Here is a 15,303-nt window from a genome sequence, read left to right as displayed (position 1 = left end):
TCCTTCTTGGTGAAGTTTAACCAGTGAATCTTTAAAATCTTGTGAATAACGAATTGACATAAAAATACTCCTATACTTTCATTTTACGGACTGAATAAAAATAGTCCATTTTTTTAGTATAAGAGCAGTTATCTGCGACTTTAAATTTTGGAGATGTTTTTATTACGATTGATGCAGATTTACAAGACGATGTGGGGGCAATTATTGAAATGCTCGAAGCGCATGCTAAGGGTTTTGATATTGTGTATGGCGCTAGAAACAATCGTGACACGGATACTGCTTTCAAGAAAAAAAGTGCTTCTGCTTTTTATAAAATTATGAAGAAGATTGGTGTCCAAATGATTCCTCAGGTGGCTGATTATAGGCTGATGTCTAAACGATCGGTAGAACATTTATTGACTTACAAAGAAAAAAACCTTTTTTTGAGAGGAATCGTGCCAACAATTGGTTTTCCAAGCACCACAGTGTACTATGCTAGAAAAGAAAGAGAAGTGGGGACTACAAAATACCCACTGCGCAAGATGTTGTCCTTTGCATGGGAAGGCATCACCTCTTTTTCTGTTGCACCGATGCAATTTGTCTTAGCGATGGGATTAGTAACTATTTTGGTATCTTTGTTTATGTTGGCATACACGGTTTGGGAGTATATATCAGGAGAAACAATAGCAGGATGGTCATCTCTGATGGTTTCGATTTGGTTTATCGGCGGTGTACAACTCATTGGCTTGTATGTAATTGGTGAATATGTTGGAAAAGTATTTAATGAAGTTAAGGGACGTCCAAGGTTTATTATTCAAGATAATTTATTGAAAAACAATCTAGATAAAAAATAATAAATATTTTTAATGGACTTATTAATTGTACAAATAGTGTTCATACATCACGGTAAAAATGGTCTTATTTTAAAGGGAATATTTTCGTTTGAACAATACTCAGCTATGAAATGATTAGCATGGTCAGGAAAAAATTATGTAATACAAGAAAACACGCCATAAACTATGCTAAACTAAACAAGTTAATTGGTAAATATTTTTGATGGAGAGGGTAATTTAAATGAAAAAGAATATAATGATCGCTGTTGGCATTGTTGTAACTATGGTGTCTGTGCTACTGTATGCCCATTTCAATCAATCACAAGGTTTAGAAAACGTATCAACCCCTAGAGAAAGTAAAATGAAAAAAACTTCTAAATCTTCCTCAACACAAGGTATTTCATCGAGTTTGTCACAAAAACAATCATCGAGTACTAGTGAATCATCGGGTCATATAAATTCTCAGGGAACGTCAAGTTCAGTGGCAAACGATCCAAATACAGCAAGTTATAATCCTAACAAAACAGCTCAAGGTACAGAAGTTACTGCTGAAATGATTACTCAAGTTCGTCAAGAACTGATTCGTGCTGGATTGCCTGCCGACAAATGGGGGCCAAGTGATATCAAAAAAATTATCACAGAGTCATCGCAACAAAATATGTCAGTCATTGATTATGCTAAAGCTAATTATCATCAATAAAATGTACGGAACAGATCAAAGTTTAAGGAGCAAATATCTATGAAAAAATCGTCTATTATCGCTGGTGTAATTGTGACAATTGCAACAGCCTTGTCATTGAAGTCAAATTTAGTTTATGCTGCTGATAGCATTCCAGCTATCACTGCTGGAACGTCAGGACTACCAAGAATGGACGTTGTCGACGTTTCATCTAACAATGGTAATATTTCTGTTGCTTCGTTTCAAAAAATGCATCAATATGGTGTAGGTGCTGTAATTGTCAAATTAACGGAAGCTACTTCATATCGAAATCCGTATGCTGCAACTCAAATTGCGAATGCAAAAGCCGCCGGGCTCAAGATTGGTGCTTATCATTATTCTTGGTATACGTCACAATCTAGTGCGCAATCTGAAGCAAAGTACTTTACTGATTACGCTAAGTCTTTGAAACTGCCGTCTGACACCCTAATGGTTGATGATTTGGAAGACACCTACACAATGACGAATAATGTGACTAACAATGCAAAGGCATTCAACACGCAAGTCAAAGCGACGGGATTTTCCAATACGTCAACATATACAGGCCTTTACTATAAAAACACAACTGGACTGAATTTTTCGTACATAGGAAATAATAGGGCGTGGATAGCACAATATCCTTTTGCGCCAAGCAGCAATTCATTGTGGAACACAACATATGGTATGTGGCAGTGGAACAGCAATACAAGTTTCCCAGGTGTTAGTGGCACTTTTGATGTTTCGATTGATTATACGAATTTGATTACACAAGTTGTCAAGTATAAGGTTGGGGATGTTGTTAAAATAGCAAGTAATGCCTGGTCAGAAACTAATGGTTATACACTCGTCAATCGGCGAGATTGGGTGGGCACAGTGGTTTCAGCGAAACCAAAGGCTTATTCAAATTCAGCGTGGGAATATGATATTCAGTATTCAAACGGCATACACAGTGTACACGTTGCCGAGCAAGATGTGACCACCATTGCGGCAGCAAAATATAGTGTAGGTCAAACAGTTAAAATAGCAAGTAATGCCTGGTCAGAAACTAATGGTTATACACTCGTCAATCGGCGAGATTGGGTGGGCACAGTGGTTTCAGCGAAACCAAAGGCTTATTCAAATTCAGCGTGGGAATATGATATTCAGTATTCAAACGGCGTACACAGTGTACACGTTGCTGAGCAGGATGTGACCAAGAAATAAAAAATGCCGCGATATAAATGCTAACATGTTAAATGGCATAATCTATTAAATATTTAATAGATTATGCCATTTAACTTCTATAAGTAATCACGCAGTTAATCTATTATTATTGTTGGCATTCAGATTTTTATGAGAGAATATGGTAATATAATACTATGTGGTTTTCACTCTTACCACAATTAGGATAATTATGGATAATACAAAAAAACAATATATGGTCAGTGCCAGATCAATTACTAAAAATTTTCAACTTTACGCTAACCAATCAGAAAAGCTTAAATCAACTTTTTTAGGAAACACTGCAGATGCTAATTTCTGGGCATTACGTGGATTATCATTCGACGTTGAACCAGGTGACGTTGTGGGCATTGTTGGAACGAATGGTTCCGGTAAATCAACTTTGCTCAATATTTTAAGTGGTGTTATTCCACAAACTTCGGGGACCCTAGAACTAAATGGCAGTATTGGTGTTGTAGCTATTAATGAAGGCCTTAATTGGGACCTTACAGGGCGTGAAAATATTCGTTTGAAACAACTAATGATGGGAAAAACGAATAAAGAGATTGATGAGGCAATGCCTGATATTATTGAGTTTTCAGAACTCGGTGAATTTATTGATCAACCAGTTAAGGATTACTCGAATGGTATGCGTGCAAAATTAGGATTTTCAATTGTTACGCACAATGATCCTGATATTTTAATCGTCGATGAGGCTTTATCGGTTGGAGATTCCAATTTTTCGAATAAAGCACTTAGTAAAATACGTGAGTTTATTGCCGAAAAAAAGACAATTTTTTTTGTGTCTCACGATTTAGAACAAGTTCGCGAATTCACCAATAAAGTGATGTGGATTCAATATGGTGAAATGCGTGATTTTGGTCCAATGAAACAAGTCACTGATGAATATGAAACGTTCGTTAAAGACTTAAATGCGATGTCAGATGAAGAACGTGATACTTTTGTATCAAACCAAAAGCATAACCAACAAATTTTTACGTTAGCGCAATTGCAAGATAAATTATCGCTAAATGGTCATAACAAAGAAGATGTTGAAGCCAGAACTGCAATCAGAAGTTTCCAAGGCTTTAAAGCGATTCCACTTTATACTGCTTTAACAGTGTTGTTTGGTTTAATGGCACTAGTTGTATATAACTATTTGTTGAAGGGATGATAGCACAATGTGGATAATGATCAAATCAATATTTAGTTTAGTTGTTGAGCAGGTTAATTATTTAGGTATGGCTATTCGGTTAGCAATTTATGATACCAAGGCTAACAATGCACATAAATATCTAGGTAATTTTTGGGAAATTTTAGATCCGTTATTTCAAGTTTTAACTTATGCAATTATATTCGGTGGTGGTTTTCGACAATCAGCCCCAGTTGAAGGGACGCCATATTTTGTTTGGATGTCTGTTGGCTTTTCCGCTTGGTATTTAGTAAACCAAGGATTTAGCGATACTATTCGTTCTATTCAGACACAAATTTTTATGGTAAAAAATGTTAAATTTCCAGTTTCCGTTTTACCAACAATTCGGGTGTTGCAGGTATTTCCTGCAGTTTGTTCCATTTCAATTGTTGCATTTATTAGTATGGCATTGACAGGACATTTTCATGTCTCTATCTACTGGATTCAAATCATCTATTATATGTTTGCTGCTCTTGTGATGTTGTTTTTCCTGGGAATTTTTAGCGCAACAATTAATATCTTAATTCCCGACTATGATTTAGCCATCCGCCAAGTGTTACGGTTGTTGTTCTTTGTATCAGGCATTTTATTTGAACCTGCAAAAGGCAATGCATTTAACTCATTAATTTATTACATTTCTCGTGTTAATCCTTTCTATTATATTGTTAATGGGTGGCGTGATACATTTCTGTTTGACAGATGGTTTTGGAATTCACCATTGCAGTTGACAATGTTTTGGTTGGAAATTGGCATTTTTGCTGTAATAGGTACACATTTGTACTTGAAGTTCAAAGATCAATTGATTGATTTTATTTAAAATGGAGATATTATGACTGGTAAAAAAGTGTCGGCAGCGATTGTTACATACAATCGACTAGATTTGCTGAAAGAATCGTTGGGTGCCGTATTAGGACAAACAAAGTATTTAAATCATGTTATTGTAATTAATAACAAATCGAATGATGGTACAAAAGAGTATTTGTCATCTTTAGAAGATGAACGGCTTGTAGTTTTCAATTCGGAAGATAATTTAGGTGGCGCCGGTGGATTTAACCAAGCTGTGCGCCTTTTCGCTGAAAAAACAGACGATGATTATGTTTGGTTGATGGATGATGATACGATTGTGCAACCCGATGCACTTGAACACTTGGTGGATTTTGTTGAAGAACACGATCATGTTGGATTCGTTAACTCCCAAGTTCGTTGGGGCAGCCTTGAGGGTAATCCTTCATGGATGAATGTACCTGCGCCACGTGGTTTTACATGGCAAATGTATATGACACCGAAAAATCCAGCTGTCGAGGTTGTAAATTCAACATTTGTTTCGGTAATGTTTTCTCGCAAAATGGTAGCAATGATTGGATTACCCCAAAAGGAATACTTTATTTGGGGTGATGATATGGAATATACTAATCGTATCGCAGATGTTGATCGTGGTTATACAGTTTTAAACTCAATTGCCGTTCATAAATCAAAAGAAAACACAATGCCTGGTGATATTGTGAAAGAAAAAGATGAATCACGTCTTTGGCGCTACGACTTTGAATTTAGAAATCGTGTGCTGACGGCAAGACGCATTTCAAAGCATGAATACATGCACACAGTTATCAATGGTTTTAGATTTGATTTAAGATTTGTGTTGTTTAATAAGAATGTTAAGTTTAGATTTACTAAAGCAAAAATGATTATCCGCGGTATTTTTAAGGGCATATTCTTTAATCCAGAAATTGAGTATGCAGAGGGTCTTATGAGAATACCAAAGCGATCAATTAATGCACTATTTAAAGCGCGTTATCTGGCAATGCCTAAAAAAACTTTTACCCTTGATGACGATCTGAATGTTATCAATGAGGCAAGTATTGAAGACTATCAGGGTTATACTGTTGCTGCAGATAATTTTATTTTGAAACAAAAAGCTGATACCTTAAAAAATTTATCTTAATTGTTTCAGTAATTGTAAAGCTGAAAAAAGTTAAGCGTAATTTGTCTTTTTTTGTTGAAAAGGTCAACCATTTTAATTTATCAATTTAGAGAAGGAGGGGCAGGCTGTGCCTAATAGAAATATAGGTTACATTATTTCTAAAAAAATATTAGATTTGTCAGTGTCCTCAGTTGCTTTAGTATTTTTGTCACCGCTTTTTCTGATTATTGCGATTGTCATTAAATTCGATAAAAAAACGAGTCGTGTTCTTTATCAACAGGAACGGGTTGGAAAGTTTGGAAGAAAGTTTAAAATTTATAAATTTCAAACGATGGTTGATAACGCTGAATTGATTTTAGAACAAGATGAAAAATTACACGCCGAATTCATTAGTAATGGTTATAAATTAGCAACGCGTGAAGATCCTCGAATAACAAAGTTTGGTGTTTTTTTGAGAAAGACATCTCTGGACGAATTACCCCAATTTTGGAATGTACTAGTTGGTGAAATGAGCATCATTGGACCTCGTCCTGTCGTTGAAGACGAACTGCAAGAATATGGCGATCAGGTTGATAAGTTTTTGTCAGTAACACCCGGTATCTTCGGACTTTGGCAGGCGAGTGGTCGGAGTAATATAGTTTATCCAGAACGTGCGCATATTGAATTAGAGTATGTGGATAAGGCTAACTTAAAGTTCGACTTCTACGTTTTGTTTAAAAATATTATTGCAGTATTTAAGCAGGACGGTGCTTTTTAATGATATATATCGCAACACATAAAAAATATGTGATGCCACCATTTGATGGTTATCAACCTATTCTTGTTGGCGCGGCGCGTCACTCTGAGTTGCCGAGTGGCTACCTATCTGACGCCACTGGTAGAAATATATCCCTGAAGAATAGCAATTTTAATGAACTAACAGCCATCTACTGGATTCGTTATAATACTAAGGATGAAGTTGTTGGTTTAATGCATTATAGAAGGTATTTGGGTTTAAAAAAGAGTCATAGACTTGAAGATATTCTTCAGAATCAGCAGATTAATCATTTGTTAAGCCAATATGATATTATTTTGCCTAAAAAAAGAAATTATATCATTGAAAATCAAAAAGATCATTATTTGCATGCTCATTCAACAGAACCGTATGTTATCATGAAACAGGTGATTGCAATGAAATACGTTGAATATTTACCAGCGTTTGAGCAAATGGAAAAATCTACATCAGCGCATTTATTCAATATGTTCATTATGCCAAAGCGTTTGTTTAATGATTATGCTGACTTTTTGTTTGGTGTTCTTGAAGAAGTTGAGAAAAATATCGACACTGAAAAGTTTGAAGGGCAGGAAGCAAGGGTATATGGATTTTTAGCAGAGCGACTGATGGATACTTGGGTGAACACAAAAAGGGTATCTGTGGTTGAATGCCCTGTGATAGGACTTGAGCGGACAAATTGGTTGGATAAAGGGTATAATTTTCTTAAGCGGAAGTTTTTTCCAAAATCAAAAAAAAAGGTGCATTTCTAATGACAAAAAAATACAATACAAAAAATTATGATTATCTCGTTGTCGGTGCTGGACCGTTTGGTATGATTTTTGCATACGAGGCGGCTAAGCGAGGCAAGAAGTCCTTGATTGTGGAGAAACGTCCATATATCGGTGGTAACATGCATACACACACAGAGCATGGTATCACAGTGCATGACTTTGGTGCCCACATTTTCCACACTGATAACAAAGAAGTATGGGATTATATTCGCCAGTTTGCTGATTTTAATGGTTTTCAAAACCAAGTTGTTGCAAACTATAAAGGCACACTGTATAATTTGCCCTTTAATATGAATACTTTCTACCAGATGTGGGGAACGAAAACACCTGACGAAGCACACGCAAAAATTGAAGAACAAAAGAATGCAGCTTTGAAGGATCTGGGTGATCGACAACCTCGTAACTTAGAAGAACAAGCAATTAGCTTAATTGGTACAGATATTTATAATAAGTTGATTAAGGGTTATACGGAAAAACAATGGGGTCGTAAAGCAACAGAACTACCCGCTTTCATTATTAAGCGATTGCCAGTGCGCTTCATTTATGATAACAATTATTTCAATCACCGTTATCAAGGAATTCCAGTGGGTGGTTATACACAGATTTTTGAGCGCATGTTGGAGCAGTCAAATGGATTGGTCGACGTTTTAACTGATACAGATTTCTTTGATGACAAAGAAACATTACTATCAGAATTTCCTCGAATGTTATACACGGGTATGATCGATCAGTTCTTTGATTATAAGTTTGGTGAACTGGAATATAGATCATTGCGATTTGAGCATGAGGTGATTGATTCAGACAACTATCAAGGTAATTCAGTAATCAATTATACTGACGCTGAGACGCCATATACACGTGTTATGGAATGGAAACACTTTGATGGATTAGCCGATGAAGGTAAAACAATTATTACTAAAGAGTATCCACAAGATTGGGATCGTTCAAAAGAGGCTTATTACCCTGTTAACAATGATGAAAACACACGCATTTACAAAGCTTACGCTAAAGAAGCGCGTGACAATCATCCAGAAATTATTTTTGGTGGTCGCTTAGGCAAATATCGTTACTTCGATATGGATCAAGTGTTTAATGATGCTTTTAATACTGTCCGCCAAGAATTTGATATCAATCAAGATTTTAATTTTGCTCACGATGAAGTTAAATAAACATGCCCGTTAGGGCGTACATAATATGAAATGAGAAAAGGTGTAATGGAAGTGGATATTAAAAATAAAAGAATCGAGCATAATAGTGATATCTTGTCTTTAATTGTCCCTGTCCACAATGAAGAAGATACAATTGAAATTTTTTACAAGGCGATTAAAAATGTTGCACCAAAAATAAATGCCTTGATTCACTTTCACTTTATTGATGATGGTTCAACTGATAAGACGCTCGATTTGTTACGACAATTAGCTCAGCAAGATAACAATGTTCATTATATTAGTTTTTCACGTAATTTTGGTAAAGAAGCTGGACTTTATGCTGGTTTGCAACAGGCTGACGGCGATTATGTCGCAGTAATGGATGTCGATTTGCAAGATCCTCCCGAACTCCTGCCTGAAATGTTAAAAGAAGTACAGAGTGGTGACTGGGATGCGGTTGGCACAAGGCGAGCGGATCGTAAAGGTGAAGCAAGGATACGTTCTTGGTTTTCAACGCAGTTTTACAAATGGATGAACAAAATCAGCCAAACACAATTAGTGGATGGCGCACGAGACTATCGTGTTATGACACGACAAATGGTTGATGCTATATTGTCGTTATCTGAGAATCAACGTTTTAGTAAGGGAATTTTTACTTGGGTAGGTTTTAAGACTAAGTATATTCCGTTTGAAAACCGAGAGCGTGTTGCTGGACAAACTTCATGGTCGTTTTGGTCACTAAGTAAGTATGCAGTTGAGGGGATTGTGTCTTTCTCCACTGTTCCTCTGACAATTATTACAGTACTAGGTTTCATCTCTTTCGGTATATCAATTTTGAGCGCAATCTTCATCGTTATCCGCGCATTGGTTCACAATAATAGTGTCGATGGTTGGCCATCTATGGTGACAATAATTTTATTTATCGGTGGTGTGCAGTTGTTGAGTCTAGGTGTGATTGGCAGATACATTGCGGCAATTTTTTTGGAAACGAAAAGAAGGCCTATCTTTATTACACGTGAAGAAAAATAGCTTATCAGAAAATCTGATTATTTTCTGACATTGCATATCATTGAGTATCTAAAAAGACATAATTATAAATTTATAGTATAATGGAGTTTAGATTATTGGGGGAATAGTGAATGCACTATTCCTTTTTTAGAACGGATCGTATTATGAAAATTTATTATCAATCCTTAAGATTTTTAAAAATTAATTTTTTGTTTTTGTGGTTTTCTCTAATTGCGTTATATGTTATTCAAATTGCTGTGATGTCGAGTAATCCAGAATATGGCACTGGCGACTGGGGCAGTAATGTTTGGGTCAATGGGATTCAATTTGTTATAAACGATAGTACTGCAGCAGGTATTAATGTTCTTTTAATGATGATTTTGTTGTGGATGTTGCTCATCATTACAAATCGTGTTCCTGTCACATTAATAATTGCAACGGTAATGACCACGATTGCTGCTATAGCAGAATATCAGTTAATAAATACCCGACAAGAAGCAATAACAGAAGCCAGTTTACAAGAGATTACAGCTATAGGTGATTTGTTAGGTATGTTGGATATTAAGCTAGTAATTAGTGCAATTGCTTTTTTAATTCTGACACTTATATTACTGGTAATTGTATATCGTCGAAACAAATGGATCATTTTTAGATCAATTCGTTGGCGCGCATTATTATTTGTTATTTCAATAATAACATTGTTACCGTTTTTATCCATAAACTCTGACAAATATGAAGATACTTTCAATAAATTAGGTGATGTCCCTAAAGTATGGGATTCTTTATTTGATGCTGCATCAAATGGTGGTATTGTAGCTTTATTAAATTCGCGCACTACTGACGCAATGGTTGAGCCAAAAAATTATAGTCAACAGGCTATGAAAAATCTAGTTACTAAATACACTAAGCAATCCGTGTTAATCAATCAAACGCGTAAGAATACTAATTTTAAAAACCAAACTGTCATTTATACTTTAAGCGAATCGCTAACTAAACCCAGTTATGTGCCTGGATTAACGATAAGCGATGATCCACTACCGAATATAGATAATGTTATGGATAATACAAGTTCTGGTCATATGGTATCATCTGGCTATGGGGGAGGTACTGCAGGGATAGAATATTCCACGCTAACAGGATTCAATATTACTTCTTATCGCCCTACTGTTACGATGCCTTATTCACAGTTAACAAGCAGTATTAATGAAAAATCTACTATTACTGGACAATTTGATAATAAAATTGTGGTTCACCCATATGTGGGCTCATTTTATAATCGACGTGCCGTCTATAAGAATATGGGAATAAATTATTTCTACACAACAGATAGTGCTGTACCCGTTAAATATCAAAAAACTATTGATGGTGATGCACATATCAGTGATGAATCTGCCTATAAAAATGTTCTAAGTAAAATTAGTAAAAAGAATAATAGTCAGTTTATTCAACTGCTAACAATGCAAAATCACACGCCCTGGACTTTTGAAGGGCGAGATTATAATATGATTGAACCAACTAATTCAAATGCTGATGAAAATACAATTGAATCCTATTTGCAAGGGCTTCATTATACTGATGAGGCAACTCAAACGTTTTTGGATAAGTTGAATGAATTAAGTCGTCCGATTACATTGGTTTGGTATGGGGATCATTGGCCAGGAATATTTAACTTTGTCAACACTACCACGGATGCCTTGTCTGCACACTCAACACCTTATTTCATTTGGCAAAATGACGCTGCGAAGAAGGCGAATGGGACCGTCAATGTCTCGGCCAACTATGCTGACCCATCTGACTTTACGGCTATGATGATGAAGATGAATGGTATGAAAGTTGATGCCTATTGGGCACTGAAAACAGAGATGCTAGAAAAAGTGCCAACAATCAACAACTACACACGCGATGATAAAGGAAAATTGACATTTCTTGATCAGCAGGGTAATAAAATTGACGAAAAGTCTTTAACCAAAGATCAGCAAGAAATTGTTAATGACTTTAAATTAGTACAATATGACATTACAACGGGTGAAAGTTATCTGCTCAAAACTAATTTTTTCCAGAAAGTGAAATAACATGGCGACAAAGAAATATTTAAATGCGTTTTTGATGTCACTATTAGCATTGGTGGGTGTGCTTTATTTGACTAAAGTGCAAGGCGATTTGCATGCACACTATGGTGCTGGGAAACTTGTTAGCTATTTTGCATGGCCATTACTTTTGGTTGGAGTCAACAAATTGCTAAAAATTGAACAACGTAAAACGGGGACACTATTTGAAGTTTATTTACTGATATCGACATTTTTTGCGTTTTTAGGCTTTATAACTGTGTTAGGAGTTATAAACATTTCGGCGCCATTTCAATTTTCAATGGGAAATTGGTGGGACGCCATTACAGCAGGAGCTATAGGTAATGAAGGAAATATGAAGACACCATTAGGTGATATTTGGACGAATTACCGAGTTGGCTGGTTTCTGATGATGGCGCCGATTGCCATTAAACTGTCTGATTATATTGATCACAAAATTACAACAAAATGGGCACAGATTCTAGTTGCAATTATTTTGATGATTTTACCACAATATATTAGTCGTATTATTGATTTACCATTTAGTCTGAATGCTGCGATGCTTGGTGCAGGGCTGTTAATAATCACCAGTTTAATTATTATAGATTCAAAAAAGTGGCGTCTATTATGGATTGGCTTTGGTGCCGCCGTTGTGATTATTGCTGCGAAAATTAGTGGTGTTTACTTTAGTTACGGTAACGCAGAAAATATATTTGTTACAATCATTGGTTTGATCACTGCAATAAAACTCATAGAATTTTTATTAGATTTTGTATTAGTTCGTGTACAATGGAAACAGTCAAGATTTTCATTACTTGCAATTACATTGGTTTTATTGTCAGTAGTAACATTATTAGCAAACTTAACTGTTGTATTAAATTAAGAGGGATATATGAATCAAAAGGTCAGTGTCGTAATTGTAACTTTCAATCGACTTGCGTTATTGAAAGAAGTTATTGAGAGTTTGCAGCAGCAAGAGACTGCCGTATCGCATTTAATTGTGGTGGATAACGCCAGTGAGTCAGATACACAATCCTATTTGGAATCACTAGGGGATCGAATTGAGTATGTTCGTTTACCAAATAATATTGGTGGCGCTGGTGGTTTTAATGCAGGAATCCGTTATTTTATGTCATATACTAGCGATGAATTTGTATGGCTGATGGATGACGACACTATCCCACAAAGAGATACATTGTCCCAGTTACTTGCGTTTTCTAACGTTAAAAAAAATTTTGGATTTTTGGCTAGTGATGTGCGCTGGATTGATGGCCATCGCGCCCTTATGAATCGGCCAGCCCCAATGAATCGACTTAAAAAAGTACCTGAAGATTTAACTGAACCGATACAAGTACAAAATGCAACTTTTGTTTCTTTATTGATGAAAAGGTCTGTTGTTAAACAAATTGGCTTACCAATTACCGATTTTTTTATTTGGGGTGATGATATTGAGTATACTGAGAGGGCTGCCCGTGTAGCACCGGGATATTTTGTCCCCAGCGCGAAAGTGGTTCATAAAATGGCTACAAATGTTGGTAGCAGTTTATTAAATGATGTGCCGGAACGAACTCCTAGATACTTTTATTCTTATAGAAATAAAGTTTATTATGCTAAGAAAAGAGACAGTTATCGAAAATATCGCGCGTTTTTGCGTATATTTTTGGAATACTTACAAATTAGGTTTTCTAGAACTGAAAGAAAGCAAGAAAAACTATCAACGCTTAAACGTGGTGTATCAGTTGGAAAATCTTTTAATCCGAACATAGAATTTGCGGATGATTTTAATGACAACCACCATTAACCTCAAGGAACTATCATGGAAAAAATAAAAAAACTACTCATACAGTATCAAGTTGCCATTTTATATTTGATTTTTGGTGTTTTGACGACAATTGTCAACATTGTTGTTTTTGCACTCTGTTACAAAATCTGGCACGTTGATTATTCATTTTCTTACGTTGCCGCGTGGTTTTGGTCTGTATTATTTGCCTATTTGACGAATCGTAAATGGGTGTTCCATTCGACAGCTACCAATGTCAAATCAGTGATAAATGAGATTTGGCAATTTATTGTTGCGAGAATTGTCACAGCACTACTAGGTTATGCTATTTTGTCTTTTGGGGTTGTTGTGCTCAAACAGGACGCGCAAATTTGGAATGTGATTCAAAATATATTTGTGATTGTAACTAACTTTGTACTAAGCAAACTAGTGATATTTAAAAAGAAGGCGTAAGCCTTCTTTTTAATGTCTTGCATTAGCAACCTGAATTAGGTCTGATACAAATTTATTGAGTGTAACGACATCATCAGCGTCAGGGCTAAGGTTGATTTTAACGCCCTCGGAACCTTTAATACCAGATGTTTTGGCAAATTGTGCTTCAAATTTTGGGACAGCCAAGCCAAAATCACTGAGATAATAAGTGTCACCAGAGCCAGCCACGCCATATACAACACCTGTTAAATCGTCATGAGCAAGGTCTTCAAAAAAGTCTAGACCTTCATCTGGAAGCGAACCCTTATCGTATGTATAAGGGACAACGATGGCGATATCGACATTTTCCAGTTCATCAGCCTCGGTTTGGCTGATTTCTGTTTTTTTAACTGATACGTTTGCTGCAACTAAGGCGTCAACAATGACGTCGGCAACTTGTTCATTGTTACCCGTGATAGTTGCATATACCACTTGTGCATTCATTTAAAAATCCTCAATTCATTATCTTCAATACTATTATAACGATTTATTGACGCGTTGCACAGCATTCGTTTGTGCAAAATGTAACGAATTGTGACGGTTTATTGACAAAACAACAAAAACGCTTTACTTAGTAGGTTGGTGGCCTTATTATATTAAGAGTATTCGAAATAAAAAACCGCAATACAATGCAAATTTTCAACTGCCACTTGCGTGAATTAGTTATTCTATCACAAGCATAATAACTAACACGCCAATAGGAGATTAAAAATGATACATCAGTTGTTGGCTGAATTCATGGGTACAGCACTCATGATAATTTTTGGGGTTGGCGTTCACGCTGACGAAGTGCTGAACCGTACAAAATATCACGGTTCGGGACATATTTTTTCGATTACAACTTGGGGATTTGGTATTGCCATGGTGTTGTTCATCTTTGGTGATGTCTATATTAATCCCGCAATGGCGTTGGCGCAATATATTTTGGGGAATATTGATTTACCTTATTTTATAATTGTCAGTTTTGTAGAAATTTTTGGTGCCGTTATAGGGTCATTGATTGTATACGTTATGTATGCTGATCAATTTAAGTTATCAGAAAAAGACATTGATCCGGTCATTGTTCGGAATATCTTTTCGACGGCGCCAGCCATTCGTAATTTACCACGTAATTTTTTTGTTGAAGCATTTGCAACTTTCATATTTCTAACCGGTATTTTATCTATTTCTGCTCATGCAGGTGGTGTGCCAGGAATGGTGCCATTAGGTGTTGGCTTTCTTGTTTGGGCAGTTGGTATGGGGCTAGGCGGTACAACTGGATTTGCAATGAATCAAGCCCGGGATATGGGACCAAGAATTGCATACACAATTATTCCATGGCAAAAGCGAACAACGAGTGATCTTAAATATGGTTTACTCGTTCCAGGTATTGCCCCATTTATTGGCGCCATTTTTGCGGCACTGTTTGCTAAATTCTATCTCGGAATTTAAGCGCTTTAAATCCTAACGTTCGTTTTTGTTTC

General features: G+C 36.0%; 16 protein-coding genes. 15 read left to right on the top strand and 1 reads right to left on the bottom strand.

Annotated elements, in window-relative coordinates; genetic code table 11:
* Positions 1 to 161 precede the first annotated feature (161 nt).
* From FF105_RS09930 to FF105_RS09865, 14 genes are all read left to right on the top strand, one after another.
* Entirely contained in the window at positions 162 to 833 is a 672-nt protein-coding gene (locus FF105_RS09930) for a glycosyltransferase (protein WP_290046771.1), read from the top strand.
* 220 nt (positions 834 to 1,053) lie between these two features.
* Entirely contained in the window at positions 1,054 to 1,512 is a 459-nt protein-coding gene (locus FF105_RS09925; RefSeq protein WP_010296293.1) for a hypothetical protein, read from the top strand.
* Between the two features lie 39 nt (positions 1,513 to 1,551).
* Entirely contained in the window at positions 1,552 to 2,712 is a 1,161-nt protein-coding gene (locus tag FF105_RS09920; RefSeq protein ID WP_188352229.1) for a GH25 family lysozyme, read from the top strand.
* 190 nt (positions 2,713 to 2,902) lie between these two features.
* Positions 2,903 to 3,883 (top strand): ABC transporter ATP-binding protein, encoded by a 981-nt coding sequence (locus FF105_RS09915; protein ID WP_147651838.1) that lies wholly within the window; start codon positions 2,903 to 2,905, stop codon positions 3,881 to 3,883.
* Positions 3,884 to 3,899: 16 nt separating this feature from the next.
* Entirely contained in the window at positions 3,900 to 4,718 is an 819-nt protein-coding gene (locus FF105_RS09910; RefSeq protein ID WP_228934166.1) for an ABC transporter permease, read from the top strand.
* A 12-nt stretch (positions 4,719 to 4,730) separates the two neighbouring features.
* Positions 4,731 to 5,843 carry a glycosyltransferase family 2 protein gene (locus tag FF105_RS09905; protein WP_010296281.1) on the top strand — a complete coding sequence of 371 codons (1,113 nt, stop codon included), beginning with the start codon at positions 4,731 to 4,733 and terminating at the stop codon, positions 5,841 to 5,843.
* Positions 5,844 to 5,949: 106 nt separating this feature from the next.
* Entirely contained in the window at positions 5,950 to 6,579 is a 630-nt protein-coding gene (locus FF105_RS09900) for a sugar transferase (RefSeq protein WP_010296278.1), read from the top strand.
* Positions 6,579 to 7,346: a DUF4422 domain-containing protein gene (locus tag FF105_RS09895; RefSeq protein ID WP_147651836.1), complete on the top strand. Its 768-nt coding sequence runs from the start codon at positions 6,579 to 6,581 to the stop codon at positions 7,344 to 7,346. Before FF105_RS09900 ends, FF105_RS09895 begins: the two co-directional genes overlap by 1 nt.
* Positions 7,346 to 8,536 (top strand): UDP-galactopyranose mutase, encoded by a 1,191-nt coding sequence (glf, locus tag FF105_RS09890; protein ID WP_010296272.1) that lies wholly within the window; start codon positions 7,346 to 7,348, stop codon positions 8,534 to 8,536. The genes FF105_RS09895 and glf overlap by 1 nt, the downstream gene beginning before the upstream one ends.
* Positions 8,537 to 8,581: 45 nt before the next feature.
* Positions 8,582 to 9,544, top strand: coding sequence for a glycosyltransferase family 2 protein (locus FF105_RS09885; protein ID WP_139968170.1), 963 nt, complete (start codon positions 8,582 to 8,584; stop codon positions 9,542 to 9,544).
* A gap of 110 nt (positions 9,545 to 9,654) precedes the next feature.
* Positions 9,655 to 11,595: an LTA synthase family protein gene (locus FF105_RS09880; protein WP_290046768.1), complete on the top strand. Its 1,941-nt coding sequence runs from the start codon at positions 9,655 to 9,657 to the stop codon at positions 11,593 to 11,595.
* Between the two features lies 1 nt (position 11,596).
* Entirely contained in the window at positions 11,597 to 12,472 is an 876-nt protein-coding gene (locus FF105_RS09875; RefSeq protein ID WP_010296262.1) for a hypothetical protein, read from the top strand.
* A 9-nt stretch (positions 12,473 to 12,481) separates the two neighbouring features.
* Entirely contained in the window at positions 12,482 to 13,390 is a 909-nt protein-coding gene (locus FF105_RS09870) for a glycosyltransferase family 2 protein (RefSeq protein WP_010296260.1), read from the top strand.
* Between the two features lie 15 nt (positions 13,391 to 13,405).
* Positions 13,406 to 13,822: a GtrA family protein gene (locus tag FF105_RS09865; RefSeq protein WP_036068727.1), complete on the top strand. Its 417-nt coding sequence runs from the start codon at positions 13,406 to 13,408 to the stop codon at positions 13,820 to 13,822.
* A gap of 9 nt (positions 13,823 to 13,831) precedes the next feature.
* Here the strand turns inward: FF105_RS09865 and FF105_RS09860 are convergent, their stop codons facing one another.
* Positions 13,832 to 14,284: a flavodoxin gene (locus FF105_RS09860; protein WP_010296253.1), complete on the bottom strand. Its 453-nt coding sequence runs from the start codon at positions 14,282 to 14,284 to the stop codon at positions 13,832 to 13,834.
* 267 nt (positions 14,285 to 14,551) lie between these two features.
* Here FF105_RS09860 and larD point away from each other — a divergent pair, with 267 nt between their 5' ends.
* Complete coding sequence (gene larD / locus FF105_RS09855) at positions 14,552 to 15,271, top strand: D/L-lactic acid transporter LarD (protein ID WP_290046764.1); 720 nt, start codon at positions 14,552 to 14,554, stop codon at positions 15,269 to 15,271.
* The last annotated feature ends 32 nt before the right edge of the window (positions 15,272 to 15,303 follow it).

It is taken from the genome of Leuconostoc sp. UCMA20149 (assembly GCF_030400235.1).
In the GTDB taxonomy this organism is placed as follows: Bacteria; Bacillota; Bacilli; order Lactobacillales; family Lactobacillaceae; genus Leuconostoc; species Leuconostoc pseudomesenteroides.
Note: the sequence above shows the minus strand (reverse complement) of the source record. Positions and strands in the feature narration are given on the sequence as shown.

Excerpts from the sequence above, each read along its gene's own strand:
- FF105_RS09880 (WP_290046768.1), top strand. The coding sequence starts at position 9,655 with ATGCACTATTCCTTTTTTAGAACGGATCGTATTATGAAAATTTATTAT.
- FF105_RS09860 (WP_010296253.1), bottom strand. The coding sequence starts at position 14,284 with ATGAATGCACAAGTGGTATATGCAACTATCACGGGTAACAATGAACAA.
- FF105_RS09885 (WP_139968170.1), top strand. The coding sequence starts at position 8,582 with ATGGAAGTGGATATTAAAAATAAAAGAATCGAGCATAATAGTGATATC.
- FF105_RS09870 (WP_010296260.1), top strand. The coding sequence starts at position 12,482 with ATGAATCAAAAGGTCAGTGTCGTAATTGTAACTTTCAATCGACTTGCG.
- FF105_RS09910 (WP_228934166.1), top strand. The coding sequence starts at position 3,900 with ATGATCAAATCAATATTTAGTTTAGTTGTTGAGCAGGTTAATTATTTA.
- FF105_RS09895 (WP_147651836.1), top strand. The coding sequence starts at position 6,579 with ATGATATATATCGCAACACATAAAAAATATGTGATGCCACCATTTGAT.
- glf (WP_010296272.1), top strand. The coding sequence starts at position 7,346 with ATGACAAAAAAATACAATACAAAAAATTATGATTATCTCGTTGTCGGT.
- FF105_RS09905 (WP_010296281.1), top strand. The coding sequence starts at position 4,731 with ATGACTGGTAAAAAAGTGTCGGCAGCGATTGTTACATACAATCGACTA.
- FF105_RS09875 (WP_010296262.1), top strand. The coding sequence starts at position 11,597 with ATGGCGACAAAGAAATATTTAAATGCGTTTTTGATGTCACTATTAGCA.
- FF105_RS09865 (WP_036068727.1), top strand. The coding sequence starts at position 13,406 with ATGGAAAAAATAAAAAAACTACTCATACAGTATCAAGTTGCCATTTTA.
- FF105_RS09915 (WP_147651838.1), top strand. The coding sequence starts at position 2,903 with ATGGATAATACAAAAAAACAATATATGGTCAGTGCCAGATCAATTACT.
- FF105_RS09920 (WP_188352229.1), top strand. The coding sequence starts at position 1,552 with ATGAAAAAATCGTCTATTATCGCTGGTGTAATTGTGACAATTGCAACA.
- larD (WP_290046764.1), top strand. The coding sequence starts at position 14,552 with ATGATACATCAGTTGTTGGCTGAATTCATGGGTACAGCACTCATGATA.
- FF105_RS09925 (WP_010296293.1), top strand. The coding sequence starts at position 1,054 with ATGAAAAAGAATATAATGATCGCTGTTGGCATTGTTGTAACTATGGTG.